This is a genomic window from Nocardia sp. NPDC004711 (genome assembly GCF_053601595.1).
The window spans coordinates 16,557-40,495 of the sequence record NZ_JBSGCB010000028.1 but is presented as its reverse complement, the minus strand read 5'-3'; the positions used below and the strand labels follow the sequence as shown (position 1 = coordinate 40,495).

The window sequence follows — 23,939 nt, the reverse complement described above, 5'->3', positions numbered from 1 at the left end:
GAGCGCCGCATGCCGTCGATCGGCATGCGGCGCTGCTGTTTTCCGGGGTTGCTACCGCCTGTCCGGGTTCGCCATCGGGGTCGCGGGGTCGGGGACGCTCATCGGTGAGCGCGCGATGCGGCCGCCCAGCCGTTCGTTGACCGTGAAGCCGTGGTGGCGGCACCAGGCGGCGAGGATGGGGACCGCGGAATCGTCGTCGCGGAAGGTCGGCACCAGCTGGCCGACGATGTAGAGGTGGTGGGCGTCGGCGGCGCGGCACAGGTGCTGCAGGACCGCGGTGCCCAGGCCGGTGCCCCGCAGTTCCGGATTCACGGTGATGTTGTCCAGCTTGATGGTGTCGGCGTAGATGTCGAACACCACCTCGACCAGCGGGTCGGCGCGGCGCAGGGATCCGATGTCGAAGGGCACCGGTCTCAGCACGCCGGGCAGGTGGTCGGACAGCCGTTGCCGCGCGGTCTCGTCGGGAGCGGTACGCGCCACGGCCAGCACCTCCTCGCTGAGGTCGGCGACCACCGCGCGGTCGCCGACCGCGGCCATGGGCCGGGCCTCCTCGGTGGCGTGGGCCAGGGCGGGCAGGCGGCGGGCCCAGTGCGGGGCGTCGTCGCCGTAGCGCAGGGCCAGGTCGGCGAGGGTGTCCTCGAGGCAGAAGGGCGCGCCGAGGCTGCGCACGAAGGCGCCCGACAGCACGCCCCAGCGGTGGTCGTCGGCGCCGACGCCGTGCACGGCGAGCTCGCGGACCAGGGCGTCGCGGCGGGCGGTGGCACGGGCGACCGGCGAGCCCGGCAGCTGCTGCAGCCAGCGTTGCCAGCCGGTCAGATTGGCGCGAATGCGGGTGGTGGCGATATCAGCGCTCGCGTCGAGATAGTTGCACAGCGCTTGCTGTCTGCGCTCCAACAGCTCCCTCGCCCGCTCTCGCCCGGGCTCGATGGGCGGCGTCCGACCCTCACTCATACTGACTCACGCTAGCGTCCAGTTGACTATGCACTGGTCACCGGCACGCAGAAACTGCGCTACCAGCCGGAACGCGCACCCGCGCCACCGGGGATGCCGCCCGGCCCGGGCCCGTACCACTGGGGCAGTGAAGTTTGCTGGGGCGCAACCGAATCCAGGTCCGTGACCCGGTCCAGCAGCCCGCGCTCGTAGACCAGGGCCTGCTTGCGCGACCATCCGGTCGAATGACGCAGCGCGGCACGGGCTTTGCGGCGGCGGTGATAGGTGAGCAGGGGCGCCAGCCCGGCCTCGGTGCCGACGGTGCGGGCGGCCGGGCCGGCGATGAGCGCACGGAACCAGCGCCGCTCGGTGGTCAGCACCCAGGCGTAGGCGATGGCGAAGATGACCAGGTCGATGAGGATGGGCAGGTAGGTCGACAACAACGCCGGACCGGGCGGGCGCGGGGCGTCGAAGAGGACGTGCATGGTGACGGCCAGCCCGTAGAACAGCGCGAGAACGCCGAGCCGCCAGAACCACGACCGGTCGGTGCGGCTGATCAGCAGCACGATGCCGACACCGGCCAGCGCCGACATGGCCCAGTGCGAGGTGAGTGCGGTGAAAAGTCGCAGCACCGCCACCAGGATCACGTCCACCACCGGATCCTGCGGGGAGGACAGTGCGGTCTGGGTGCTGTAGAGGCAGTCCTCGGCGATCTGCGCACCCAGCCCGACCGCCGCGCCGAGCAGCAGGCCGTGCATGGGCCGGGTCAGCCGGCCCCGGAACAGCAGCGCGACCACGGCGATGCCGATGGCCTTGATGTACTCCTCGTCGATGGGCGCGGTGATGGCGGCGCTCCAATTGACGGCGAAGCGGTCGCCGAACAGGTTCGTGATGGCGCGACTCACGTGATCGTTGGCCCACATGGCCAGGCCGGTCCACACCGTGGCGCCCCAGATCGCGCCCATCACCATGGGGGCGACCAGGTGGCGGCGGGCCCGGAAGGGGTCCAGCGCGAACAGGATTCGGCCGATGAACAGCAGGGTGAGGGCGGTGATCGGCAGGGCGGCGAGGGCGGCCGCGCCCGCGAACCACACCTGCCCGGCGGCCTGCAGCACGAACAACAGCGGCCCGGCCATCACGGCCAGGCAGTACACCCAGAACAGCAAGGAGCGCGGCTGGAACCAGCTCATGCCGCATCCTTTCCGGCCTGAGGGGAGCCCTCCATGGTTACGCTGCGCGAGCGCAGGGAGGTGGGGTGGCGCCTCCGGGCTCGACCGCTCACGCCTCGACCGCCTTGCTCGAGTTCAGCACGTCCGCGATCAGCCGGAATCCGGCTTCGCGGGTGGTTCCGGTGGCCGTGACGGTCACGCCCACGTCCCCGCTGTTGGCCACCGCGCACACTCCACCGGTGGTGTCGGGAAGCACGCAGGTGAGCCCGTGGAAGTCGCCGATATCCACGGCTCCCCCGTCGAAGCGGACGGTGACCCCGGCCGCGCGCAGCGGGAGCAGCATGCGCGGGGCGGCGGTGGCGAAGTCGGTGATGCCGTCGACCACCGACACCGACACCCGCTGGTCGCCGCTGTCGGAGGTCAGGACGGCGACGGATTCGTCGCCGGTGGCCCGCCGCCGCATCTGCTCGGGCGCCAGGAAGACCATGGCGTTGGCGGGATTCGCGGCGCCGTGCACGGCGCCGATCCCGGTCGCGATGATCTTGATACTGGTCCCCGCCGCCACCTCGGTCTCGCGGACCGGCACCGCCGATGACAGCAGGGGCGGCACCACGAGGGCGACCGCCAGCGCCCCCACCGCCCCGATCGCGGGCACTACCGAATGCACAAGGCGCACCATGCTTTCCACCCTCTCGGCTCCCTGAGGCAACGCCGGGGAGGGCGGATGCGTTCCGGACGCCCGGGTCGGGGTCCGGGCAGTCGCCCGCCCGGCGCTTGCCGCGAGTTAACCACACCGGCGGGCGCGATCGGGGTCGCAGCGCCGGGCGGGACCCGGGGTTGTGATCGGGCGCGCGGCTAGGAGGTGCGCGCGATGACGGCGTCGGCGACGCTGCGCAACCCGGACACCGCGGCGGGCGGGAACGGGGCGTGGGCGAGGGTCCGCTGCACGAGCAACCAGCGCTCACGGATCATCCGTTCCACCGTGGGACGCGCTGTGACGCTGAAGATCTCGCGACAGAGTTCGGCCCCGTGCAGGTCCAGTCCGGCATTGCCGACCAGGGCGTCGAGCTGGGCGCGCTGCTCGGGGCACGCGTGTCGCAGGGCGAGTGCGAGCAGCGTGGTGTGCTTGCCCTCGCGAAGGTCGTCGATGTTGGATTTGCCGGTCTGCGCCGGGTCACCGTAGACCCCGAGCAGGTCGTCCTGGAGCTGGAACGCCTCGCCTAGAGGACGCCCGTAGGACGAGAGTGCCCGCGCCACGCCGGGTCCGGCCCCGGCCAGGGCGGCGCCCAGTTGGAGCGGCCGTTCCACGGTGTAGGCCGCCGTCTTGTACCGGATGATCTCGAGCGCCCGGTCCAGGTCGCGGGTGGGGCGGCCGGTGGTGAGCAGGTCGAGATACTGGCCGTAGTTCACCTCGGTGCGCATGGCGTCGAGAATCGGTGCGGCAGCGGCATTCTGGGCCGCCGAGAGGCCCGCGGTGTGCAGCAGTTCCTGCGACCACACCAGCCCGAAGTCGCCGATGAGCAGGGCGGCGTGGGCGCCGAAGCGGGCGGCGGCCGGGCGGTCGCCGCGAGCGCTCTCGGCCACGGCCCGGTGCACGGTGGGCCGGTCGCGGCGGGTGGCGCTGTCGTCGATGATGTCGTCGTGGATGAGTACGGCGGCGTGGAACAGCTCGACCGCCGCGGCCACCCGGACCACGGAGTCGGGCAGCTCACCGCCGCCGCCGGCGTACCAGCCGAGCACGCAGAACAGCGGCCGGATCCGTTTGCCGCCCGCGAACAGGAACGCGCGCACCGCGTCGACCACGTCGGGGGGCAATCCGGCGGTGGCCGCGGATTCGGCCTTGTCGCCGAGGAATTCGTAGAGCGCGGCCTCCACCCGCACCCGGATGGCGGTGCGGTCCAGCGGGGATAGGGCGATCGCGGGGGTACTCACAGGGTGTCCTCCGATCCGGCGTTCTCGGTGAGGGATGGTGTCGCCGCGGCGAGGTCGAGCCGGGTGGTGGTCATGGCCGCCTCCGCATCGCGGCGGGGGCGGCGAAGACGACGTGCTCGCGGGCGATCTCGTACTCGCGCACGGTGACCGGGCCCCACCAGCGCAGCGCGTCGACCACCGCGTCCACCAGGGCGGGCGGCGCGGAGGCTCCGGCCGAGAGCCCGATCACCCGGGTGGGCTCGATCCACGCGCCGTCGATGTCGCCGCCGTCGTCGATGAGATGCGCCGCGATCCCCTGCCGCCGTGCGACTTCCACCATGCGTTGTGAGTTGGACGAGTTGACGGAGCCGACCACCAGGAACAGGTCGCTGCGTGCGGCGACCGCCTCGACGGCGGCCTGCCGGTTGGTGCCGGCGTAGCAGATGTCCGCGCTCGCGGGGCCGTGTAATCGTGGGAAGCGTTGCCGCAGTGCGGCAATGGTGTCGCGGGTCTCCTCCACCGAGAGCGTGGTCTGGGTCAGGAAGGACACCCGGTCGGGATCGGGCACGACCAGCGCGGCCACCGCGGCCGGGCCGTCCACGATGACCGTGGACTCCGGGGCCTCACCCGCGGTGCCCTCGACCTCCTCGTGCCCGGCGTGCCCGATGAGCACCACGGTGTCGCCGCGTGCCGCGAAACGCTGTGCCTCCGAGTGCACCTTGCTCACCAGGGGGCAGGTGGCGTCGACGACGGTCAGCAGTCGTTCACGGGCATGCTCGCGCACGGCGGGCGAGACGCCGTGCGCGGAGAACACCACGGTGGACCCCACCGGCACCTCATCGAGCTCCTCGACGAAGATCGCGCCGCGCGCGGCCAGATCCCGGACCACGTGGATGTTGTGCACGATCTGCTTGCGCACGTAGACGGGCGCGGTGCGGCCCGGCGCGGCAAGCAGCCGCTCGACCGTCACGATGGCGCGCTCCACCCCCGCGCAGAACGAGCGCGGGGCGGCCAGCAGCAGGGTGCGCCGGCGCTGCTTCGGAAGCCGCTCCAGTACCGAACTGGCACAGGTGTTCTCGTTCACGACCTCTCCTTCGTCACTTGTTCCGATGGTCGACGAGCTGAGCGAGGGTGCGGAGATCGCCGCACCCGGGCCGGTCCGGCAGTGCGGCCACCGCCGCGCGCATGCGCTGCCGCGCCAGTCGTTCGGCGCCGTGCCGACCGCCCGCCTGCTCGACGAGCGCTGCGGCGCTGCCGATCTCGTCGGCCGAGGGCGGGGTGGTCGTATCGAAGAACCGGTTCAGCGCCCGCCCGGCGTCGGTGCCGGACTCCAGCGCCAGCACGATCGGCAGTGATCGTTTGCGCCGGGCCAGATCCCCGGCGGGCTTGCCGCTGTGCGCGGGATCGCCCCAGATGCCGAGGATGTCGTCGCTCGCCTGGAACGCCACCCCGAGGTTCCGCCCGACATATTCGAAAACGGTGACGGTTTCGGCATTCGCGCCCGCGCTCAGCGCGCCGAGCGCGCACGCGCAGCCGAGCAGCGCGCCGGTCTTGCCCATCGCCATCCGCTCCCACCCGGCGGCGGTGGCCTGGGCGGCCCCGGCGTGACAGTCCTCGTGCTGGCCGCGGCACATCTCGGTGACCGTGGTCTCGAGCCGGTCGATGGCGGCGACGGCAGCGGCCGGGGGCAACACCCTCGCAAGGACATTCACCGCCAGCGCGTGCAGGGCGTCGCCGAGCAGCACGGCGTCCGGGACGCCCCAGACCTTCCAGACGGTGGGACGGCCGTGACGCACCGCGTCGAGATCCATGACGTCGTCGTGGAGCAGGGTGAAATTGTGGATCAATTCGACCGCGGCGGCCGCGCCGGCGGCCTCGGCGGGGACGCCGTCGCAGGCGAGGGTGGCGGAGGTGACCAGTGCGGGCCGGAGCATCTTGCCGGACGCGCCGCGGGTGGCGGCGCCGTGCTCGTCGCACCAGCCGAAGTGGTATCCGGCCATCCGCTGGATGGGTTGCGGCAGGGACAGCACCGCCTCGCGCAGCACCGGTTCGAGCACGGTGCGGGCGCGAGCCAGAATCTCGGCGGGGCGGTGCACGGGGGGAACGAAAGCGGTCACGGTCATGGAGACGCTTCTTTCGGTGCGCGAAGGGAATTCGGCTCACACGGTCGGCGTGGGCGTGACAACTCACCGAGGACGCCGACCGATCCTGAAGTCCGATCGCGCGCTCGAGAACAACCACCAGATTGTGTAAGTCGCCGTCGAATTCGACCTCCTTGCCTACGAGACCGGGTCCGCGCCGAATCGGTGCCGGGATGGGCTTGGGCGCACAGCCGCCGGTAGCGGGTCCGTGCGACTCCTCTCCGCTCCAGATCTGTTGTTCCTGTTGCTGTTTCCTCAATCACGCGCCCTGCGCCCACCGGCGTCGTCCGGATGGGGATTCAGGCGCGCGGAAATGGCAGTAGAAATTGGGTAGCTGAAACGGCTGCATACTCGGCCCCGGGTACTGAAATGGGAATCTGTGCGCGACAGGCGATTACGAAGCTGCGATATTCTGCGACCGATCGGGCTCCCGAAATTCGGGGCACTGCGGATACGCTGACGTCATCGAATTCTACCCTCAGCCGTCGGTATTGGTGAGGTGTTCGGCGAGAGCGCGCAATACCTGCCGGGCCGGCGCGGGTACGTACATATCCTCAACCGCGTCCAGCGCCTGCTCGCGACGCAGGGCGACCATCTGCTCGATCTCCTCGCGCGCGCCCACCTCGGTCATGATGTCCCGGCACAGCGTGGCCCCGCGCACGTCCAAGCCCGGATTGCCCAGTAGCGCACGCAATTCCACGGCGGTGGCGCCCACCGCCCGGCCCAACGCGGAGGCGACCAGCGCGGTGTGCCGGCCGTCGCGCAGATCCTCGAGCCGGGAATCGGTACCGGCCCGGTCGCCGAAGACCCGGTGCAGGTCCTCGGTCAGATGCACGGCCTCCCCCAGCGCGCGAGCGTAGACCGACAGTGCCGCCTGGGTATTCTCGTCGGCCCCGGCAAGGCGGGCGCCCAGCTGCAGCGGCCGTTCGCCGGTGTAGCCGACGGTCTTGTAGCGCACGATCTCCAGGGCGCGTTCCAGGTCGGCGACCGGATCCCCGGCCGCGCGCACATCCAGGTACTGCCCGTAGACGACCTCCATGCGCATGGCCGACATGACCGCGCTGGCGGCCGCGCGCTGACGGGCGCTCAGATGCGCCGAGAACAGCAGCTCATCGGACCAGGCCAGGGCCAGATCGCCGAGCAGGACCGCGGCCTGCCGGCCGAAGCGCTCCCGATCCGGCTTGTGCGCGAAGCGGGCCGCCATGGCGCAGGACATGGTGGGGAAGCCGCGCCGGGTGAGCCGGCGTTCGATGACATCGCGGTGGATGAGTACCGCGGCGTGCTGTAGCTCCAGCGCCGCGGCCACCCGCACGATGGCCATGGGCAGCCGATCGCTGCCACCGGCGGCGAACCAGCCGAGCACGCACAGCAGCGGGCGAATCCGCTTGCCGCCGCGGCAGACGAACGAGTGCAGGGCATCCACCAGGTCGGTCGGTAGCCGCTCGCGGTCCGCTACCCGCGCCTTCTCCGACAGGAAGCCCTCGAGGACGGCGTCCACCCGGTCGCGCACCCCGGTCATGTCGTGGGGAACGGTCCATTCGGCGCACACGGGTTCGGCCATGTCGACACACCTCTCCTGGCATCGGATTTCGATCGCGGGACGTGGGGCCGGGCGATCTCAGGATGAGCAGCCCCCTGCTTCGCCGCGAACAGCCTTCGGCCACAGGCCGCCTCGTGCCCCCGGAAATCCCCCGAAACCTGTTACCCCGACCATGTTCCGGCTACTCCCTGCGCGCAATCGAATCCACGCGATGTCGCTGTGCGCTCTGTGATCAATCCATGTGGTCGAAAATGATGTACGCCAATGCGTTTCAGTGCTGCGCCGGAAATGCGCAGACCCAATCCCGTTAGTCTTCAGCCAATGAGCGAAACCTGACCTGAACCGAGAAAAGTGTAATACGCACGATCGCCGACGGTAAAGCGTTACCGCTCAGCATCGTCGCCGACACACCCGGACGCGGGACGCGAATGCCGGGTGCGACGTGGAGATTCGCACCCGGCATCCGCCTCTGGCTCATACGACGAAATCCGCTGTCCCCCTATAGCAGAGCGGTCCGGCTACAGCAGATCGGCCAGGCCCTTCAGCGGCCCGGGCAGTCCGGCCACATGCTTCTTGATCCCGGCGGCCACCGGGTTCGGCGTCTCGGCGCGCAGCCGGTCCAGCTCGGTCTGCATGGTCCGGACGGACCGGGTGTAGTACTCGTCGACCAGGTCCGCGTCCTCCGGATCGCCCGGCTCGACCGACCAGTCCAGTGCGGGCAGGAAGCTGACGGTCACCGAGGCGGGCAGCGGCAACTGCGGCAGAATCGGCGCGACACCGAACGGCAGGCCGAGGGTGTACGGAAACACCTTGGCACGCACCAGCTTGTCGAGCTGCAGTAGCCGTGCGGTGCGCTCACCGCGGCTGAGCACGAAGATGGAGTCGTGGCCGCCATTGGCGACCGCGGGGATCACCGGGACACCCATTTCGAGGGCGAGCCGCACGAAGCCCTTGCGCTCGGCGAAGTCGATCTTGCCGCGATCGGTCCACGGGCGGCACGCCTCCCAGTCGCCGCCGGGGTACACCATGACCGCGCCACCGTCCTTGAGCCCCTTGGCCGCCGACTCGCGCGAGGCCGCGATGACGCCGAACTGGCGCAGGCTGTCGCCGAGAATCGGTGCGCGCAAAAGGATGTCGTGCGCGACGCCGTAGCTGGGCTCGTCCGGCCGGCGCTCCAGCATGGCCATGAAGGTGATCCACACCTCGGGGGCCCAGTAGATGGACGAGTGGTTGCCGATGACCAGGGCCGGGCCGGACGCGGGCAGATTCTCCAGCCCGGTGACCGTCGGGGTGAAGTAGTCGGTGTAGGCCCGCGCCAGGGGCAGCAGCGGGTGGTTCGGGTCGGGAATTACCTTGGTTTCGGTCATGAGCCATTCCTGTCGGTTGCCATGCCGGGGACGGGCGGCACGCAACGACGCCCCACGTCGTCGAACAACGTCGAGCCGAATTGAATTGCCCCCGGGTCACATCCCCATTGATAGCTCCGACGGCCGCGCATGCGCGGTCCGGTTCAGCGTACGGACGTCGCTGCGTTGCGACAGATGCCCGTCACCGTCCTCCTGCCCCACCGACGTTATCAAACCCAAGCGTTTGCTTGGTATAGAGTGTGCGAATCCCAACATTCATCCGATTCAGGACGAAATCCTTACGCGGCGGTGCTTGCCCGGCGGCGCGATCGGATCGACCATGGCGGGAGTGCCCCGGACGCGACGTTCACAGCGAGGGCGATTCGGGTCACGGCGATTCGGAAGGATGTGCCGATCATGGTGACGATAGCTGGCCCGGCCGGCCACCTGGGGGCGATCCTGCTGGCCACCGGCTCGGTACCGGACCAGGTTCCGGACTACAGCCGCACCGAGATCTGGATCGGCTCGGCCATCCTGCTGCTCACTTTGGTGGCAGTGCTGGTCGCGGTGCTGCGCCGACGCTAGGCGACGCGCGCGATCCCTGGTGCCCGGCAGACCGTGCAGGGCACCGAGATCCTCGGTGCCCTGCGCTTCGTTCCGTCAGGCCGGAAGCCGACATACGGAACTTTCATGCCATAATGCGCATATCACCGTATATATATCTCAGTGTGCCCGCCGGCGACGGAACAACGCGCCCGCGCCCAGATAGCCGATCAGGGCGATGCCCGCACACCAGGCCAGTGCGGTCGGCGCGGAGTCCCCCACCGGGGTATCCATCAGCAGCCCGCGCACCGTCTCGGCGATCGAGGTGACCGGCTGATGCTGGGCGAAGCCGCGCAGCCAGCTCGGCAGCGTGTGGGTCGGCACGAACGCGCTGCTGACGTACGGCAGGAACATGAAGATGAACATGAAGCCGTTGGCCGCTTCGGGATTGGAGGCCAGCAGGCCCAGGGCGGCGGCCGCCCAGGACAGCGCCAGCACGAAGCACGCCAGCATGCCGGCCACCGCGAGCCAGCGCAGCGGATCCGCGGTCGGTCGGAAGCCGAGCGCCACCGCGACCAGCACCACCACCCCGGTGGTGAGCAGATTGCGCAGCACGCTCTCCAGCACGTGCCCGGTCAGGACCGCGCTGCGGGAGACCGCCATGGCCCGGAACCGGTCCACGATGCCACTGTGCAGGTCGGTGGCCACCGCCACGGCCGTGGCGCCCGAGCCGAAACCCGCGCACAGCAGCAGGATTCCGGGCACCACGTAGTCGATGTAGGAGCCGCCGACGTTCATCGCGCCGCCGAAGACGTAGACGAACATCAGCAGGATGGTCACCGGCACCGCGATGGTCATGATCATGGTGTCCGGGCTGCGCAGGGTGTGGCGCAGATTGCGGCCGACCATGGTAGCGGAGTCCCGGACCGAGTGCACGAGAGTACCCATCACGCAGCGCCTTTCACGGTGGCGCCGGTCAGCGCGAAGAAGACATCGTCGAGATCCGGTGTGTGGATGGCCAATTCGCCGATGGCCACGGCATGGTCGTCGAGATGGTCGAGCAGCTTGCGGATATCGCCGACGCTGCCGTCCGAGGGCACCCGCAGCGCCAGCTGCTCGGTATCCGGTTCGGCCCCGGGCAGGGCCCGCGCCGCCGCCGCCAGGCCGTGCTCGTCGGCGAAGCCGAGTCGCAGGTGGCCGCCCGGCGCCAGCCGTTTCAGCTCTGCCGCAGTACCCTCGGCGACAATGCGCCCGGCGTCGAGAACCGCTATGCGGTCGGCCAATTGGTCGGCCTCCTCCAGGTACTGGGTGGTGAGGAAGATGGTCACGCCGTCGGCGACCAGACCCCGGATCACCCGCCACAGCTCGCGGCGGCTGCGCGGATCCAGGCCGGTGGTGGGCTCGTCGAGGAACACGATGCGCGGCCGCCCCATCAGGCTCATGGCGATGTCGAGGCGGCGGCGCATACCGCCGGAATAGGACCCCGCGCGCTTGCCCGCGGCATCGGTGAGATCGAACTGCTCCAGCAATCGTGCTGTGCGCCTGCCGGTTTCGCGGGAACCCAGATGCAGCAACCGCCCCATGAGGCGCAGATTCTCGGCGCCGGTGAGGATCTCGTCCACCGCCGCGAACTGCCCGGTGACGCCGATGGCCGCGCGCACCGCGTCCGGCTCGCGCACCGGATCGTGGCCGCCCACCCGCACCTGTCCCCCATCGGGCCGGTTCAGTGTGGTGAGGATGCGCACCACGGTGGTCTTGCCCGCGCCGTTCGGGCCGAGCAGGGCGAACACCGTGCCGGCGGCCACGGTTACATCGATGCCGCGCAGCACTGGCTGATCACCGAAGGATTTGGTGAGCCCGGCGACCGCGATGGCGGGTTCGGGTCTGGATGTGGTCATGGAGGGACTCCGATCAGAAACTGTTTATGTCGTACACTTTGTTTATAAGCTACACAGTTTTCGGGATGGCGCAAGATGGAGGCGGAACGACGACAGGAGGTCAGATGAAGGGGCCCGACGAACGAGTCCTGCCCAAGGCGGTGAAGTTGCTGTGGGATCTGGACGACGCGGGCAGCCGTGGACCCAAACGCGGGCTGAGCCTCGATCAGATCCTGGACACCGCCGTGCGGGTCGCCGACGCCGAGGGCTATGCCGCGCTGTCCATGGCCCGGGTCGCCAAGGAGCTCGGGTTCACCACGATGTCGCTCTACCGGTACGTCGACAGCAAGGACACCCTCGTCGAGCTGCTGCACGACCGCATCTTCGACGTGACCCCGGACCTGCCGGCCGATGGCTGGCGCGCCGGGCTGGAAGCCTGGGCCTGGGCCGAATTCCACGCCATCCGCGCCCACGACTGGTGGCTGGACATCCCCATGACCTCGCCCCCGCTGGGCCCGAACAATATGGCCTGGCTCGAGGCGGGCATGGGCGTGCTATCCGGTCTCGACCTCGCCGAGCCACTCAAACTGCAACTGCTGGTGAACCTTTCGATCTATGTCATCGGCCGCACCCGCTTCCTGCGGGACACCATCCAGCAGCACGATCAGGACCAGGACTTCACCGCCATCCTGACCGCGGTGCTCGACCCCGGGCGCTTCCCGATCGTCAGTGCCGCCCTCGCCAACCGCGCCTTCGACACCGACGACATGCACTGGGAGGAAGCCGATTTCAGCTTCGCCCTGGATCGGCTGCTGGACGGTTACCAGGTCTTCATCGACAGCCAGATCGGAGCCTGATTCCGGTTACCGCCGGATTGCGCTGGGCGGGAACGGCACAGGGCCGTGTCAACCGTGCGTAAACATCGTGCAAATGGGCCCGCTACCGCTTGACCGGCCCCGCACCGAACCCGACCATGGCCTCATGAGGCCCGCACGGCCGGTGCGGGCGGCTCGCGTTACGACGCGATGAGAGATAGACGCATCGTCGTCCTGCTGCGAGGAGGTGAGGGACATGGCCGTTGTCGCGTGGACGCGTTCCACCACCGCCCTCCCCACGCTGGCGGCCGGGGCCATGGTCCTCGTCCTGGCCGGGCTGACCACTGCTTTCGTCTACCTGGCGGTGCCCGCCGTGGCCGGTCCGGCCGAGCGCGCGCCCGCGCCGATCGAGGTCCACACCGATCCCCCGGCGGTGCTGCCGGTGTGCACCGAGGTCACCGAGGACAGCCCGAATCCGGCGTGCGCGGACACCGATACCGACATCAGTGCCGATCCCGCGCCGCCCGACCAACCGTGACCAGCGAGCCCAGCAGTAGCGCCGCGAGCACGAAAAGCGCTGCCACACAGGACATCAGGCCGGCCCAGCCGCCGGCCGCGTAAGCGATCCCGGCCGCGCTGCCGACCACCGCACTGCCCAGGTAGTACGCAAACATGTAGAGAGACGATGCCGCGCCGCGATTTTCGGCCAGCGTGCCCACCCAGGCGCTGGCCGTGGTGTGCGCGGCGAAGAACCCGGTAGTGAACAGCAGGATGCCGATCAGCACCGTGGTCAGGTGATCGGGGATGGTGATCAGCGCACCGAGGGCCATCAATGCCACCGCGGCGGCGAGGACCCGCGCATGGCCCCGACGATCGGCGAGCCTGCCGGTGTACGCCGAGGCGACCGTCCCGGCGAGGTACAGCACGAACACCGATCCGGCCAGGGCCGCGGGCAATTCGAAGGGACGATGGGTCAGGCGGTAGCCCAGGAAGTTGTAGACCGACACGAAGCTGCCCATCAGCAGGAAGGCCAGACCGAAGAGCGCGATCAGGCCGCGATGCCGCAGCTGCGCCGTGAGATCGCCGATCATGGTGCCGAAACCGGCCGGGCGCGCGGCGAATCCGCGCGAGGGCGGCAGGCTGTACGCGAACCAGACCGTGCACGCCGCAGCGGCCAGCGAGACCGCCAGCTCCGCCCAGCGCCACGAGGTCAGCCCGAGGGCGAGCGAGGGAATCAACCGGCCCGCCAGCCCGCCGATGGTGGTCCCGGCGATATAGACGCCCATGGCCGCGCCGAGTCCGGCCGCCCCGATCTCCTCGGCCAGATACGCCATGGCCACCGCGGGCACGCCCGCCAGCGAAACGCCCTGCACGGCCCGCACCGCCAGCAGGGTGTCGAGGGTCGGGCACAGCGGCAGCAGCAGACCCAGCGCCGAGGCCACCACCGCCGAACCGATCATCACCCGGGTGCGGCCGATCCGCGCCGACAGCGCACCCGCCGGAATGATGGCCAGCGCAAGAAATCCCGTGGTCAGTGAGACGGCGAGGGCCGCGTGCGCGGGCGGGACCGAAAAGGCGGCCGACAGGCTCGGCAGCAGCGACTGGGTGGAGTACATGGCCGCGAACGTGGTCAGCCCGGCTGCGAAAAGGGCTGCGGTGACCCGCTTCTCGTGTGCGTGTCCCGGCCGGCCGGGCCCGGCGGTAAAGGTGGGCCCAGGCGTGGCCACGCTGGTCGGCTCCGGCGCTGCCGTACCGATCGGTTGCGGTGTCGCCGTACCGGTCGGCCCTGACGCGGCGGTGCTGGTGGTCCCTTGCACGGTAGTCATCGGATCCTCTCGGTACTGGGGGTGCGGGATCCAGGGTGCGACGCTGGCACTTAGAACGGAAATGCATGATTATTGGAGTTCTCATACTCTGTCGACATATAGCGAGGAGGCGGCGTGCTCGGCTCGGATCTGGAGTGGTTCACGACACTCGCCGAAACGGAGAATGTCAGCGCGGCCGCCGACCGGCTGCACCTGGCGCAGCCCACGCTGTCGCGCATGCTCGCCCGGCTCGAGCAGCGGCTCGGCACGCCCCTGTTCGACCGGCACGGCAAGCGCATCCGGCTCAACGAGTACGGCCGCCTCTACTACGAGCACGCCCGCCGCGCCCGCGCCGAACTGCACGCCGGGGAGCAGGCCGTCGCCGACCGCATCAATCCGGCCAAGGGAGTGGTCCGGCTGTCGTTCCTGCATTCCTTCGGCGGCCGGCTGGCCCCGCAGCTGATCGGCGAATTCCGGCGCGGCTCGGGGCGGGTCGGCTTCACGCTGTATCAGGGCGCGGCCGAGGTCATCACCCGGCAGGTGCTCGACGGCGAGGCCGATCTGGCGCTGGTGTCACCGCGGCCCGGCGAGCCCGGCATCGGGTGGCGCACCCTGCTGAATCAGCCGCTGGTGCTGGCGGTTCCGGCCGACCACCGGCTGGCCGCGCCGTCCGGCAAGACCGGGCAGCGGCCGATCCGGCTGGCCGAGTTGGCCGACGCCGAATTCATCACCATGCATCCGGGATTCGGCATGCGGCGGATCTTCGACGAACTGTGCGCGGCGGCCGGGGTCCGGCCGCGCATCGTCTTCGAGTCCAGTGATCTGGTGACGGTCTCCGGGCTGGTGGCGGCCGGGCTCGGCGTCGCGCTGGTGCCCGCCGAGGAGCCGATGCCGCCGGGGCTGGCCGTCGTCCCGGTCGCCGACGCGGGCGCGTCCCGGGATGTCGGATTGATCTGGTCGGCGACCGCCACGCCGTCGGAGGCGGTGCGGCGGTTCCGCGATTTCGCCGCCGACTGGGCGGCCCGCCGTCACCCCCGGTGAATGCGCGCGCTGTTACGGTGGCTGGACGGTAACTGACCTGTTGCTTCAGACCTTGGGAGCCGCCCGTGCAGCGGTATCGCGCGGCCCTCGACACGGTGGGTGGGTGCGCCGCCGCCGCGATCGCGGGCCTGGCCCTCATCGTGCCCATCGACACCGGGTGCGCCGCCGAATCGTCCGCGCTGCAGATGACGCTGCTGAGCGTAACCGTGCCGCGGGCCACCGCCGTGGGCGTGATCGTCGCGGTCCTGGCCGCGGTATGCGTGCGCATGTTCGGCACCCGCACCGCCTGGGGCACCGCCACCGTCGCGATGCTGATCCTGGTCGTCAACCACCTACTGGGGCCCGCCGGCTCCGCTAGCCTGGCCACCTCCAACTTCGTCGATTCGATCGCGGCGGGCGTGCTGCTCGGCGCGGCCGGGGCGGCGGCGCTCGAAAACCGGCTGCCCGCAATCGGATACCTGCTCGGGGCACTCATCGGCGTCACGGTGGGCGACCATATCGAGACCATCTCGGCCGAGCAGGGCACCCAGTCGCTGCTCGAACGCGCCTTCGTGGATCTGCCGCCGGAATGGGCCACCGCACCGACGATGGGATTGCTGGCCGTGTGCTTCACCCTGTGCCCGCGCGCGCGGATGGCGGCCTACCCCACCGCGTTGAACCTGCCGTTCGCGCCGGTGCTCGCCGCAGCCGTGGTGGTCACCACCATCGACCTGGTGTCGGAGCGGCTCACCACGGCGACGAGCGGCACCGCGGTCATCGTGGCCGGAACGCTCGCGGTGCTCGCGGCGGCGGTCATCGCGGCGCTGCTGCTGCCCGAGCGCGACGGCACCCTCACACTGCTCGCGGTGGCGCTCGCCGCGACCGGCAGCGCGATCGCCATTGCGGCCCAGGCGCACTGGAAGCTCGCACCGATACTGACGGTCATGGCGCTCGGCCTGGCGGCCGGCCTGCGGCGCCAGGCGCCGGTCGTCGCCGCGGTCGCGATCGTCGCCCTCGGGGTGTTCGCGCTGCTGGTTCCCGACGCGCGGCACGATGACTCGTGGAGCGCGCTGATCGGCAGCTGTGCCATCGCAGCGGTGGCCGGGTACAGCTTCGGCGCGGTGACCACCCGCGGCACGGCCGGGACCGTGCTGGCGATCGGCCTGCTGTTCATTCCGACCGCCGTGCTCACGCTGGAGTTCCGCGGTTGCGACACGTTCCCGCTGCATCCCAACCGGGCCGTCGGATCGGGTGACCGCGCCGCCTGGATGGCCATCGCTCTCGGGGCCGGATGCCTGGCCGCCGTCATCGCGCTGCGACGGCTGCGGCCCGAGCGGGTCGAACAGGATCAGTAGATCCGGTACAACCAGATCCGGGGATCGCCGAGTTCACCGGTCGCGCCCCAGCCATACGCGTGGGCGATGCCGTCGCCGTGGTAGCCGTGCAGGTAGGCCCGCAGTTCCGTACGGCCCGCGTGCCCGGACACGATGCCCCGCAACACGATCGCGGTCAGGTCGTAGGCCTCGGCGGCATACGCGGTCGGGGCGGAACCGGTGGCGGACCGGTATTCGCCGACGAAGCGTTCGGTGGCCGCCCCGCACTGGCAGGCAACCAGGGTGCCGGTGGCCGCCGGACCCGCGAGCGTCCGGAAGTCCGGGTCGTAGCTGCCGTCGCCCAGCACGAAAGTCGCCGTGACACCGGCACTCCGGAGCTTGGTGAGCAGCCGGGCGGCGGCCGATTTGTACCCGGCGTAGAACACCGCGTCCGGGTGCGCCCCGGCGATGGTGTTCACGGCGTCACCCGGATCGCCGTCCGGGTCGATGCTGACCTGGCACCCCGCGAGCGCGGCCGGGCCCAGCCCCGTGGTCACCGAGTCCGCGAGCGAGCCGCCGAATCCGCCGTCGCTGTCGCGCACCACGCAGACCCGGGACAAGCGTGCGGTGTTCGCCAGATACCGGCCGAGCGCCGGGCCCTCCGCATTGTCGTTGGCCAGGCCGCGGAAGAAGCCGGACCAACCCGACTGCGCCAGTAGCGGATTCGTCGCTGCCGGGGTGAGAAACGACAGCCCGGCGGCGTCAAACGTCTTGCCCGCCGCCACCACCTCGCGGGACAGGGTGGGACCGATCACCGCGACGATCGAGGTGTCCGCAGCGATCTGCTCGGCGATCTGCGCCGCCGTCGTCTGGCTGCCCGCGGTGTCGAACCGCCGGACGGCGACCGGGCAGGCCTTGCTGCCACCCTGGACGAACTGGTCGACGGCCAGCTGCACGGCATCGATCACCGTGCGGCCCAGAGCGACATCGGTCTCAGCGCCAGTCAGGGGCACCGCGGCGGCGATGGAGACCGGCTTGCACGGCAGCCGTCCGTCGTTCGCGGGGTCCTCCACCGAGACGGGGTAGGCGACCTTGTCACCCAGGGCGTCGATCTGGGTGAGCGGCACGAAACCCGGGTACACGGCGGCATACGGGCCGCCGGTGTTCGCCGGGGGCGTGCTCCTCGACGACCCGGAATCGTGTGTCGCCCAGACGATTCCGGCCGCAGTCGCGACCACGACGGCCAGCGCCGCCGCACCGGCGGCGATCCAGCGCCCGCGCCCGCCGTTCCGGTCCGGCGGCGGAGGCGGTGGGGACGACGGATCGTCCAGCACAGTGGTCTCGCCCGCCCGGGGCAGGGTGATGGTGGCCGACACGCTGTCGCTCGGTCCGGTCGACGCGACCCGGGCACCGGCGAAGAGAGTGGTCACGGGTGACGCGGCGGCCACCCGCAGCGGCAGCATGGTGGACTCGGACTCATCCGACAGTGCCCGCAGCGCAGCGTCGGCGAACGCACGGCAGGAGTCGAAGCGGTCCTCCGGTCGTTTGGCCAGCCCGCGCGCCAGCACCGCGTCGAGGGCGGCGGGCAGCTCCGGTCGCCGGTCGGTGACCCGCGGCGCCGGATGCTGCAGGTGCCCCGCGATGACCGCCGCCGCGGTCTCCGCCTGGTACGGCGTCGATCCGGTGAGCAGCCGGAACAGTGTGCACGCCAGCGAATACTGATCCGAGCGCTCGTCGAGCGCGGCCCCCGACAGCTGCTCCGGCGACGCGTAGGTGATCGTCGCCGCCAGCATCCCGGTCCGGGTGATCTGTGCCGAGTCGTCGCGCAGTCGCCCGATCCCGAAGTCCGTCAGCAGAATCCGCCGATCCTGCCCCGGCACCGAGCGGGTCAGCAGAATATTGGCCGGCTTCACATCCCGGTGGATCACCCCCATCGAATGCGCGTAGTCCAGCGCCTTGGCGGTCTCGCCGATGATGTGGACCGCGTCGTGCGCGGGCAGGGTGAACGGGTCCAGCGCCGCCGCGTCCCCACCGTCCACGTACTGCATGGCGATCCACAGCCGCCCGTCCTCGACCCCCCGATCGTGCACCGCAACGATATTCGGATGATCCAGCCGGGCCACCAGCTCGGCCTCCCGCTCGAACCGGAACCGGGTCTCCCGCTGCGACACCAACTCCCGCGCCAGCAGCTTGATCGCCACCCGCCGAGGCAATCGCGGATGCCGGGCCAGAAAGACGTCCCCCATCCCGCCCCCACCGAGCCGCCGCTCGATCAAATACCCGGCGAATTCCGTACCCGCAAACAACATTCGGCCCTTCGCACCCCGCAACCTCCCCCGAACCATACCCGCTACACCCCGCAAGAGATCCGATCGACAGCCCCGCCCACCCAGACCTTCGTGACCGGGCTGGTGCCGGAGTTCTCGGCGCTGAGGCCGGATGATCCGGTGCGGGATATCGATGTCGACGCGGTGGCGGCTCCGGCACCGGAGCATCCGGGTACGGAGTTCGCGACGCGGCCGACAGGGTTGTGTGATGCGGAGTGGGTCGGGCTCGGGGGCTCGCGGGCTATTGTGGGCAGTTGCCGTCAGAGTTGATGGCGGGTCGGTGTGGGGGCGGCGACGCGGAGGCGGTTCCGCTGGGCGGGATCGAGTGAGCCGGAGGGGAATCGGGTGGGCCGGATCGGACAGGATTCGGGGAAACCCCCGCTGATCTCCCGCAGTCCCGGTGCATAGGCCGTAACCTGCTGTCCCACAAGCGAAGAATGCTCCTGACCGGACACCAGTCCGACCGAGGACACCCTTACCCGCCCTGAAGTGCAGGTTTAGGGTGCGTGTCCGAGCGTTGGTCTTGCGTGAACAGGCGGTAGCGTCTAGGAGGGACCCGGTCGCACACGCGGCCGGGCGCTTCGTCCACGGCAGGTCGGTGCACGGAGCAAGGGCAGGAACGTCGAAGGAGCAGCGGACGTGACGACTACCGGTGGTGCGGGCCAGCGGATCGAAACCGCCGCGCAAACACTGTGGGAGGCACCCGATGTGGTGTCCGACGGCAAGGAGTTCGGCCCCACCGGACGCCCGGTTCGCGAGATTCCGGAACCTCACGAAGCCGATCACAGCGGACCCGCCCTGATCGTCGCCATGTGCAATCAGAAGGGCGGCGTCGGCAAGACCACCTCGACCATCAATCTCGGTGCGGCGCTGGCGGAATACGGACGCAAGGTGCTGCTCGTCGACCTGGATCCGCAGGGCGCGCTGTCGGCGGGACTCGGTGTGGCGCACCACGATCTGGACGTCACCGTGCACAACCTGCTCGTCGGCCCCGGCAAGGTGAATGTCGACGACGTGCTGATGAACACCAAGGTCGAGGGCATGGATCTGCTGCCCAGCAATATCGACCTGTCGGCGGCGGAGATTCAGCTCGTCAACGAGGTCGGCCGGGAGCAGACGCTGGGCCGCGCCATCGCGCCGCTGCGCGACCGCTACGACTACATCCTGATCGACTGCCAGCCCTCGCTGGGCCTGCTCACCGTGAACGCCCTGGCCTGCGCCGACGGCGTCATCATTCCGATGGAGTGCGAATACTTCTCGCTGCGCGGCCTGGCCCTGCTCAACGACACCGTGGAGAAGGTGCGGGACCGGCTGAATCCGGAACTGACCCTGTACGGCATCGTGGTCACCATGTTCGATGCTCGCCTATTGCATTCACGTCAGGTGATGACGCGCGTGGTCGAGGTGTTCGGCGACCTCGTGTACGACACCGTGATCTCGCGGACCGTCCGCTTCCCCGACGCCAGTGTCGCCGGCGAGCCCATTACCACCTGGGCGCCGAAATCCGGTGGCGCGGAAGCCTATCGGGCCATGGCCCGGGAAGTCATCCAGCGGTCGGGCCGTTGAGCGGTCCTCTCGATTCGTCCGAGCACGACCCGGCGGACGCGGATACAGCCCTGCCCGCCGGAGATCCGGACTCGCCGGTCCCGGCCGGCATCGTGGCAGGCGGCGGTAATGCCGCGGCACCGGACGATCAGCACGCAACGGGCAAATTTCACCTGAAGCTCGCCAACTTCGAGGGCCCGTTCGACCTGTTGCTGCAGCTCATCAGCTCGCGGCGGCTCGACGTCACCGAGATCGCGTTGCACAAGGTCACCGACGAATTCATCGCCCACACCAAGGCGCTCACCGCCCGGCTCTCGGAAGAAAAGGGGCTGCGCGCGGACAAGATCCTCGACCAGACCACCGAATTCCTGCTCATCGCGGCCACCCTGCTGGATCTGAAGGCGGCCCGGCTGCTGCCCTCCGGCGAGGTCTCCGACGAGGAGGACCTCGAGCTCCTCGAAGCCCGCGACCTGCTGTTCGCACGGCTGTTGCAGTATCGCGCCTTCAAACAGGTCGCGGCGCTGCTGGGCGAACTGGAGGCCGCGGCGCTGCAACGCTATCCGCGCGCGGTGTCGCTGGAGGAGCGGTATCTGGCGCTGTTGCCGGAGGTTACGCTGGGGGTGGACGCCGCGGGGTTCGCCGAGGTCGCAGCCACCGTGTTCCGGCCGCGTCCGAAACCGAGGGTGGGGCTGGATCACATCCACGCCCATGCGATTTCGATCGCCGAACAGGCCGCGCTGGTGCTGGAGATGCTGAAAAGCCGTGGCGCGGGCGGCTGGACGACCTTCCACGAACTCTGCGCCGACTGCGAACTGCCGATCCAGATCGTGGCCCGCTTCCTCGCGCTGCTCGAGCTCTACCGGGGCAAGACCATCGAGTTCGATCAGCCCGACCCCCTGGGCCCGCTCTCCATCAGCTGGATCGGCGAGCTCGAAGACCAACCCGCCCAACCGGTGACGATTGAAGAGGATTACGGGTGACCGAGGTGCAGAACATGGGTGACGACGCGCACGACCCGGCCGCCGCCAACCAGGCTGCGCCCCAACCGACCCTGGCCGAAAGGATCGTGGCCGAAGCGGCCGCGGCAGCGAAGGCCCGCGCAGCCGGGGCGAAGGCCGCCGAGTCCGAGGCCGAGGTCACCGAGCCCAGCGGTGTCGAAACAACGGCCGAGGGCGTCGAGGCCCCGGCCGAGGGTGCGGTGCTCACCGACGAAGCGACCATGCTCGAGTCCGCCGCCATGGAGCCCGCGGCTGACGCGCCCGAGTCCGCGAACGGCGGCCCGGCGTCCGTGGCTGATACCTCCCAGTCCATCGCTGGCGCTGCCGAGCCTGTGGCTGAAGTCACTCAACCTGGGGCGGAGGTCGTGGCACCGGACGGGCCGGGCGTCGATGCGGAGGAGTTCGAGGACGAGGAGGCGCTCGAGGAGGACGAGTTTCGGGCGGCGCTCGAGGCGATGCTGTTGGTGGTGGATGCGCCTGCGCCGGTGGAGTTGCTGGCGTCGGCTTTGCGGGATCACCCGATCCGGGTGGAGACCGCGCTGCGGGAGATGTCGGCGGAGCTGACCGCGCGGCGCAGTGGCATGGATCTCAGGTACGTCGGCGACGGGTGGCGCTACTACACGCGGACGGAATTCGCCCCGTATGTGGAACGTATGCTGTTGGACGGCGCACGGTCGAAGCTCACACGCGCCGCTTTGGAAACCCTGGCGGTGATCGCGTACCGTCAACCGGTTACCCGAGCACGCGTGAGTGCGGTGCGCGGTGTGAACGTGGATGGCGTGATCCGGACCCTGCTGGCGCGGGGCCTGATCGCGGAGGCCGGAGCGGACCCGGAGACCAACGGCACTCTGTACATCACCACCGAGCTGTTCCTGGAACGGATCGGACTTGCGTCACTGGCGGATCTGCCGCCGCTGGCCCCACTGCTCCCGGGCGTCGATCTGATCGACGAGATCAACGAGAGCCTGGACACCGACCCCCGGTACACCAGGCTGAGGAAACCTGCCGAGGCCGATATCGACCTCGGCACCGATGACTGAAACAGGACAACGTGAATACACCCGCTCGCCGAGATGGCACACCGGATCGTAGGAAACGTGGCAGTGAACCGCCCCGCGGCGGTTCCCGGGCCGCCCGCGGCCGGACCGGAGACGACCGGTCCGCGCGCGGCGGCAGCTCGTACGGCGGAGGCTACGACGGCCCCGCGAACTCACGCGGCGGCGCCGCGAACAGCCGTGGCGGCTCCGCGAATCGCGGCGGATCGCGCGGCGACTCGCCCTCGTGGGGCGGCAATTCCCGAGGCGACTCGCGCGGCGGCAGCGGCTCGTACGGCGGCGGACGCGGCGGCAGCGGGTCCTATGACTCGCGCTCCGGCGGATCCCGCGGCGGCTCGTACGGCTCGCGCGGCGCTTCCAGCTCGCGCGGCGAGGGCTACGGCTCGCGCGGCGAAGGCTATGGCTCGCGCGGTGAAGGCTATGGCTCGCGCGGTGAAGGTTCCGGCTCGCGCGGCGAAAGCCAGTGGGGCGGAGGCGGTTCGCGCGGTGGCGCGTCCTCGCGTGGCGGCTCCTCGTTCGGAAACTCCGCCCGCGGCAACCAGTCTCGCGGCGACTGGGGTTCCGATTCGCGTGGCGCCGGGCGTGGCGGCGACAGCCGTGGCGGCCAGTCGCGCACCGGATTCGGCTCCGACCGTGCCGGTTTCGGCCAGGATCGCAATGCGTCGCGCGGCCGGATCGGCGGCGGCAGCCCGCTGGCCCCGCACACCTCGCCGAACACTCCCGCCAAGAAGAAGGCCAAGCCGGTCAAGCAGGTCGTGGCTCCGGTCCTGATCAGCAATGCCAGGCCGGCACGCCGCCAGCATGTGGACGCCGACGCGCAGGGCCCGAAGAAGCTGCCCTGGGGCGAGGGCGAGCGCCTGCAGAAGGTCCTCGCGAAGGCCGGGGTGGCCTCGCGCCGCGCGGCCGAGGAGATGATCGAGGCCGGCCGCATCGAGGTGGACGGCAAGATCGTGCGCGAGCAGGGCCTGCGCATCGATCCGCAGACCGCGGTGGTCCGGGTCGACGGCGTGCGCGTGGTGATCCGCGACGAGCAGGTGTACCTGGCGCTGAACAAGCCCAAGGGCTGGCAGTCGACCATGTCCGACGAGATGGGCCGCCCGTGCGTGGGCGACATCGTCGCCGAGCGGATCGCGGCCGGGCAGCGGCTGTTCCACGTCGGCCGTCTGGACGCCGACACCGAGGGCCTGCTGCTGCTCACCAATGACGGCGATCTCGCGCACCGGCTCATGCACCCGTCCTTCGAGGTGTCCAAGACCTACCTGGCCACGGTCAACGGCGAAGTCAAGAACCGCGAGGTCGGCAAGCTGCTCAAGGACGGCGTCGAGCTGGAGGACGGTCCCGCCAAGGTGGACCGGTTCCAGGTGCTCGAGGTCGGCCAGGGCAAGTCGCTGGTGAAGGTGGTGCTGCACGAGGGCCGCAAGCACATCGTGCGCCGCCTGCTGGCCGAGGTCGGCCACCCGGTGACCGCGCTGGTGCGCACCCACATTGGACCGGTCGCACTGGGCGATCAGCGGCCGGGCACGCTGCGCGTGCTGGGCCGGGACGAAATCGGGAAGCTCTACGAGGCGGTGTCGTTGTGAACGGTGTGGGAAGTCTGATCGACG

Annotated in this window: 21 protein-coding genes; 9 read left to right on the top strand and 12 right to left on the bottom strand. The window is 70.1% G+C overall.

From position 1 onward, the window contains the following. Positions 1–51 precede the first annotated feature (51 nt). The 8 genes from ACWEKS_RS27245 to ACWEKS_RS27210 form a co-directional block, all read right to left on the bottom strand. Positions 52–951: a GNAT family N-acetyltransferase gene (locus ACWEKS_RS27245; RefSeq protein ID WP_452342694.1), complete on the bottom strand. Its 900-nt coding sequence runs from the start codon at positions 949–951 to the stop codon at positions 52–54. A 59-nt stretch (positions 952–1,010) separates the two neighbouring features. Further along, a complete protein-coding gene (locus ACWEKS_RS27240; RefSeq protein ID WP_452342693.1) occupies positions 1,011–2,120 on the bottom strand; it encodes a PrsW family intramembrane metalloprotease in 1,110 nt (369 codons plus the stop codon). Positions 2,121–2,208: 88 nt separating this feature from the next. Further along, positions 2,209–2,778, bottom strand: coding sequence for a hypothetical protein (locus ACWEKS_RS27235; protein ID WP_452342692.1), 570 nt, complete (start codon positions 2,776–2,778; stop codon positions 2,209–2,211). Positions 2,779–2,954: 176 nt separating this feature from the next. Beyond that, positions 2,955–4,031 (bottom strand): polyprenyl synthetase family protein, encoded by a 1,077-nt coding sequence (locus tag ACWEKS_RS27230; RefSeq protein ID WP_452342691.1) that lies wholly within the window; start codon positions 4,029–4,031, stop codon positions 2,955–2,957. 70 nt (positions 4,032–4,101) lie between these two features. Then, the gene (gene ispH / locus ACWEKS_RS27225; RefSeq protein WP_452342690.1) at positions 4,102–5,094 is read right to left on the bottom strand and encodes a 4-hydroxy-3-methylbut-2-enyl diphosphate reductase; all 993 of its coding nucleotides are present in this window, start codon (positions 5,092–5,094) and stop codon (positions 4,102–4,104) included. Positions 5,095–5,107: 13 nt separating this feature from the next. Then, positions 5,108–6,133 carry a polyprenyl synthetase family protein gene (locus ACWEKS_RS27220; RefSeq protein ID WP_452342689.1) on the bottom strand — a complete coding sequence of 342 codons (1,026 nt, stop codon included), beginning with the start codon at positions 6,131–6,133 and terminating at the stop codon, positions 5,108–5,110. Positions 6,134–6,629: 496 nt separating this feature from the next. Continuing rightward, positions 6,630–7,712 (bottom strand): polyprenyl synthetase family protein, encoded by a 1,083-nt coding sequence (locus ACWEKS_RS27215; RefSeq protein WP_452342688.1) that lies wholly within the window; start codon positions 7,710–7,712, stop codon positions 6,630–6,632. A 497-nt stretch (positions 7,713–8,209) separates the two neighbouring features. Further along, positions 8,210–9,058, bottom strand: coding sequence for a lysophospholipid acyltransferase family protein (locus ACWEKS_RS27210; protein ID WP_364624214.1), 849 nt, complete (start codon positions 9,056–9,058; stop codon positions 8,210–8,212). A 396-nt stretch (positions 9,059–9,454) separates the two neighbouring features. Between ACWEKS_RS27210 and ACWEKS_RS27205 the strand changes: the two genes are divergently transcribed. Then, complete coding sequence (locus tag ACWEKS_RS27205) at positions 9,455–9,622, top strand: hypothetical protein (protein ID WP_364624212.1); 168 nt, start codon at positions 9,455–9,457, stop codon at positions 9,620–9,622. A 138-nt stretch (positions 9,623–9,760) separates the two neighbouring features. Here ACWEKS_RS27205 and ACWEKS_RS27200 read toward each other — a convergent pair whose 3' ends face one another. Continuing rightward, the gene (locus ACWEKS_RS27200) at positions 9,761–10,528 is read right to left on the bottom strand and encodes an ABC transporter permease (protein WP_452342687.1); all 768 of its coding nucleotides are present in this window, start codon (positions 10,526–10,528) and stop codon (positions 9,761–9,763) included. After that, entirely contained in the window at positions 10,528–11,478 is a 951-nt protein-coding gene (locus tag ACWEKS_RS27195; protein ID WP_452342686.1) for an ATP-binding cassette domain-containing protein, read from the bottom strand. Before ACWEKS_RS27195 ends, ACWEKS_RS27200 begins: the two co-directional genes overlap by 1 nt. A 104-nt stretch (positions 11,479–11,582) precedes the next feature. Between ACWEKS_RS27195 and ACWEKS_RS27190 the strand changes: the two genes are divergently transcribed. Next, positions 11,583–12,314, top strand: a complete 732-nt coding sequence (locus tag ACWEKS_RS27190) for a TetR/AcrR family transcriptional regulator (protein WP_452342685.1) — start codon at positions 11,583–11,585, stop codon at positions 12,312–12,314. 214 nt (positions 12,315–12,528) lie between these two features. Next, positions 12,529–12,810, top strand: coding sequence for a hypothetical protein (locus tag ACWEKS_RS27185; RefSeq protein ID WP_452342684.1), 282 nt, complete (start codon positions 12,529–12,531; stop codon positions 12,808–12,810). Here ACWEKS_RS27185 and ACWEKS_RS27180 read toward each other — a convergent pair. Then, positions 12,776–14,098 (bottom strand): MFS transporter, encoded by a 1,323-nt coding sequence (locus tag ACWEKS_RS27180; RefSeq protein WP_452342683.1) that lies wholly within the window; start codon positions 14,096–14,098, stop codon positions 12,776–12,778. The genes ACWEKS_RS27185 and ACWEKS_RS27180 overlap by 35 nt on opposite strands. 114 nt (positions 14,099–14,212) lie before the next feature. Between ACWEKS_RS27180 and ACWEKS_RS27175 the strand changes: the two genes are divergently transcribed. Then, entirely contained in the window at positions 14,213–15,118 is a 906-nt protein-coding gene (locus tag ACWEKS_RS27175) for a LysR family transcriptional regulator (protein ID WP_452342682.1), read from the top strand. A gap of 65 nt (positions 15,119–15,183) precedes the next feature. Beyond that, positions 15,184–16,452: a hypothetical protein gene (locus ACWEKS_RS27170; RefSeq protein WP_452342681.1), complete on the top strand. Its 1,269-nt coding sequence runs from the start codon at positions 15,184–15,186 to the stop codon at positions 16,450–16,452. Here ACWEKS_RS27170 and ACWEKS_RS27165 read toward each other — a convergent pair. Then, positions 16,446–18,719, bottom strand: a complete 2,274-nt coding sequence (locus ACWEKS_RS27165; RefSeq protein ID WP_452342680.1) for a bifunctional serine/threonine-protein kinase/ABC transporter substrate-binding protein — start codon at positions 18,717–18,719, stop codon at positions 16,446–16,448. The genes ACWEKS_RS27170 and ACWEKS_RS27165 overlap by 7 nt on opposite strands. Positions 18,720–19,406: 687 nt before the next feature. Here ACWEKS_RS27165 and ACWEKS_RS27160 point away from each other — a divergent pair. The 4 genes from ACWEKS_RS27160 to ACWEKS_RS27145 all read left to right on the top strand — a co-directional run bounded on the left by ACWEKS_RS27160 (position 19,407) and on the right by ACWEKS_RS27145 (position 23,915). Next, positions 19,407–20,303: a ParA family protein gene (locus ACWEKS_RS27160; RefSeq protein ID WP_379389062.1), complete on the top strand. Its 897-nt coding sequence runs from the start codon at positions 19,407–19,409 to the stop codon at positions 20,301–20,303. A gap of 89 nt (positions 20,304–20,392) precedes the next feature. Continuing rightward, complete coding sequence (locus ACWEKS_RS27155) at positions 20,393–21,262, top strand: segregation and condensation protein A (RefSeq protein WP_452342766.1); 870 nt, start codon at positions 20,393–20,395, stop codon at positions 21,260–21,262. A gap of 329 nt (positions 21,263–21,591) precedes the next feature. Beyond that, positions 21,592–22,320, top strand: coding sequence for an SMC-Scp complex subunit ScpB (scpB, locus tag ACWEKS_RS27150; protein WP_452342765.1), 729 nt, complete (start codon positions 21,592–21,594; stop codon positions 22,318–22,320). Between the two features lie 11 nt (positions 22,321–22,331). Next, positions 22,332–23,915: a pseudouridine synthase gene (locus tag ACWEKS_RS27145; protein ID WP_452342679.1), complete on the top strand. Its 1,584-nt coding sequence runs from the start codon at positions 22,332–22,334 to the stop codon at positions 23,913–23,915. Positions 23,916–23,939 lie beyond the last annotated feature (24 nt).

What these genes read in the sequence shown, in the direction of transcription:
- ACWEKS_RS27245 (WP_452342694.1), bottom strand. Translation starts at nt 951, where the DNA reads ATGAGTGAGGGTCGGACGCCGCCCATCGAGCCCGGGCGAGAGCGGGCG.
- ACWEKS_RS27240 (WP_452342693.1), bottom strand. Translation starts at nt 2,120, where the DNA reads ATGAGCTGGTTCCAGCCGCGCTCCTTGCTGTTCTGGGTGTACTGCCTG.
- ACWEKS_RS27235 (WP_452342692.1), bottom strand. Translation starts at nt 2,778, where the DNA reads ATGGTGCGCCTTGTGCATTCGGTAGTGCCCGCGATCGGGGCGGTGGGG.
- ACWEKS_RS27220 (WP_452342689.1), bottom strand. Translation starts at nt 6,133, where the DNA reads ATGACCGTGACCGCTTTCGTTCCCCCCGTGCACCGCCCCGCCGAGATT.
- ACWEKS_RS27215 (WP_452342688.1), bottom strand. Translation starts at nt 7,712, where the DNA reads ATGGCCGAACCCGTGTGCGCCGAATGGACCGTTCCCCACGACATGACC.
- ACWEKS_RS27210 (WP_364624214.1), bottom strand. Translation starts at nt 9,058, where the DNA reads ATGACCGAAACCAAGGTAATTCCCGACCCGAACCACCCGCTGCTGCCC.
- ACWEKS_RS27205 (WP_364624212.1), top strand. Translation starts at nt 9,455, where the DNA reads ATGGTGACGATAGCTGGCCCGGCCGGCCACCTGGGGGCGATCCTGCTG.
- ACWEKS_RS27200 (WP_452342687.1), bottom strand. Translation starts at nt 10,528, where the DNA reads ATGGGTACTCTCGTGCACTCGGTCCGGGACTCCGCTACCATGGTCGGC.
- ACWEKS_RS27195 (WP_452342686.1), bottom strand. Translation starts at nt 11,478, where the DNA reads ATGACCACATCCAGACCCGAACCCGCCATCGCGGTCGCCGGGCTCACC.
- ACWEKS_RS27190 (WP_452342685.1), top strand. Translation starts at nt 11,583, where the DNA reads ATGAAGGGGCCCGACGAACGAGTCCTGCCCAAGGCGGTGAAGTTGCTG.
- ACWEKS_RS27185 (WP_452342684.1), top strand. Translation starts at nt 12,529, where the DNA reads ATGGCCGTTGTCGCGTGGACGCGTTCCACCACCGCCCTCCCCACGCTG.
- ACWEKS_RS27180 (WP_452342683.1), bottom strand. Translation starts at nt 14,098, where the DNA reads ATGACTACCGTGCAAGGGACCACCAGCACCGCCGCGTCAGGGCCGACC.
- ACWEKS_RS27165 (WP_452342680.1), bottom strand. Translation starts at nt 18,719, where the DNA reads ATGTTGTTTGCGGGTACGGAATTCGCCGGGTATTTGATCGAGCGGCGG.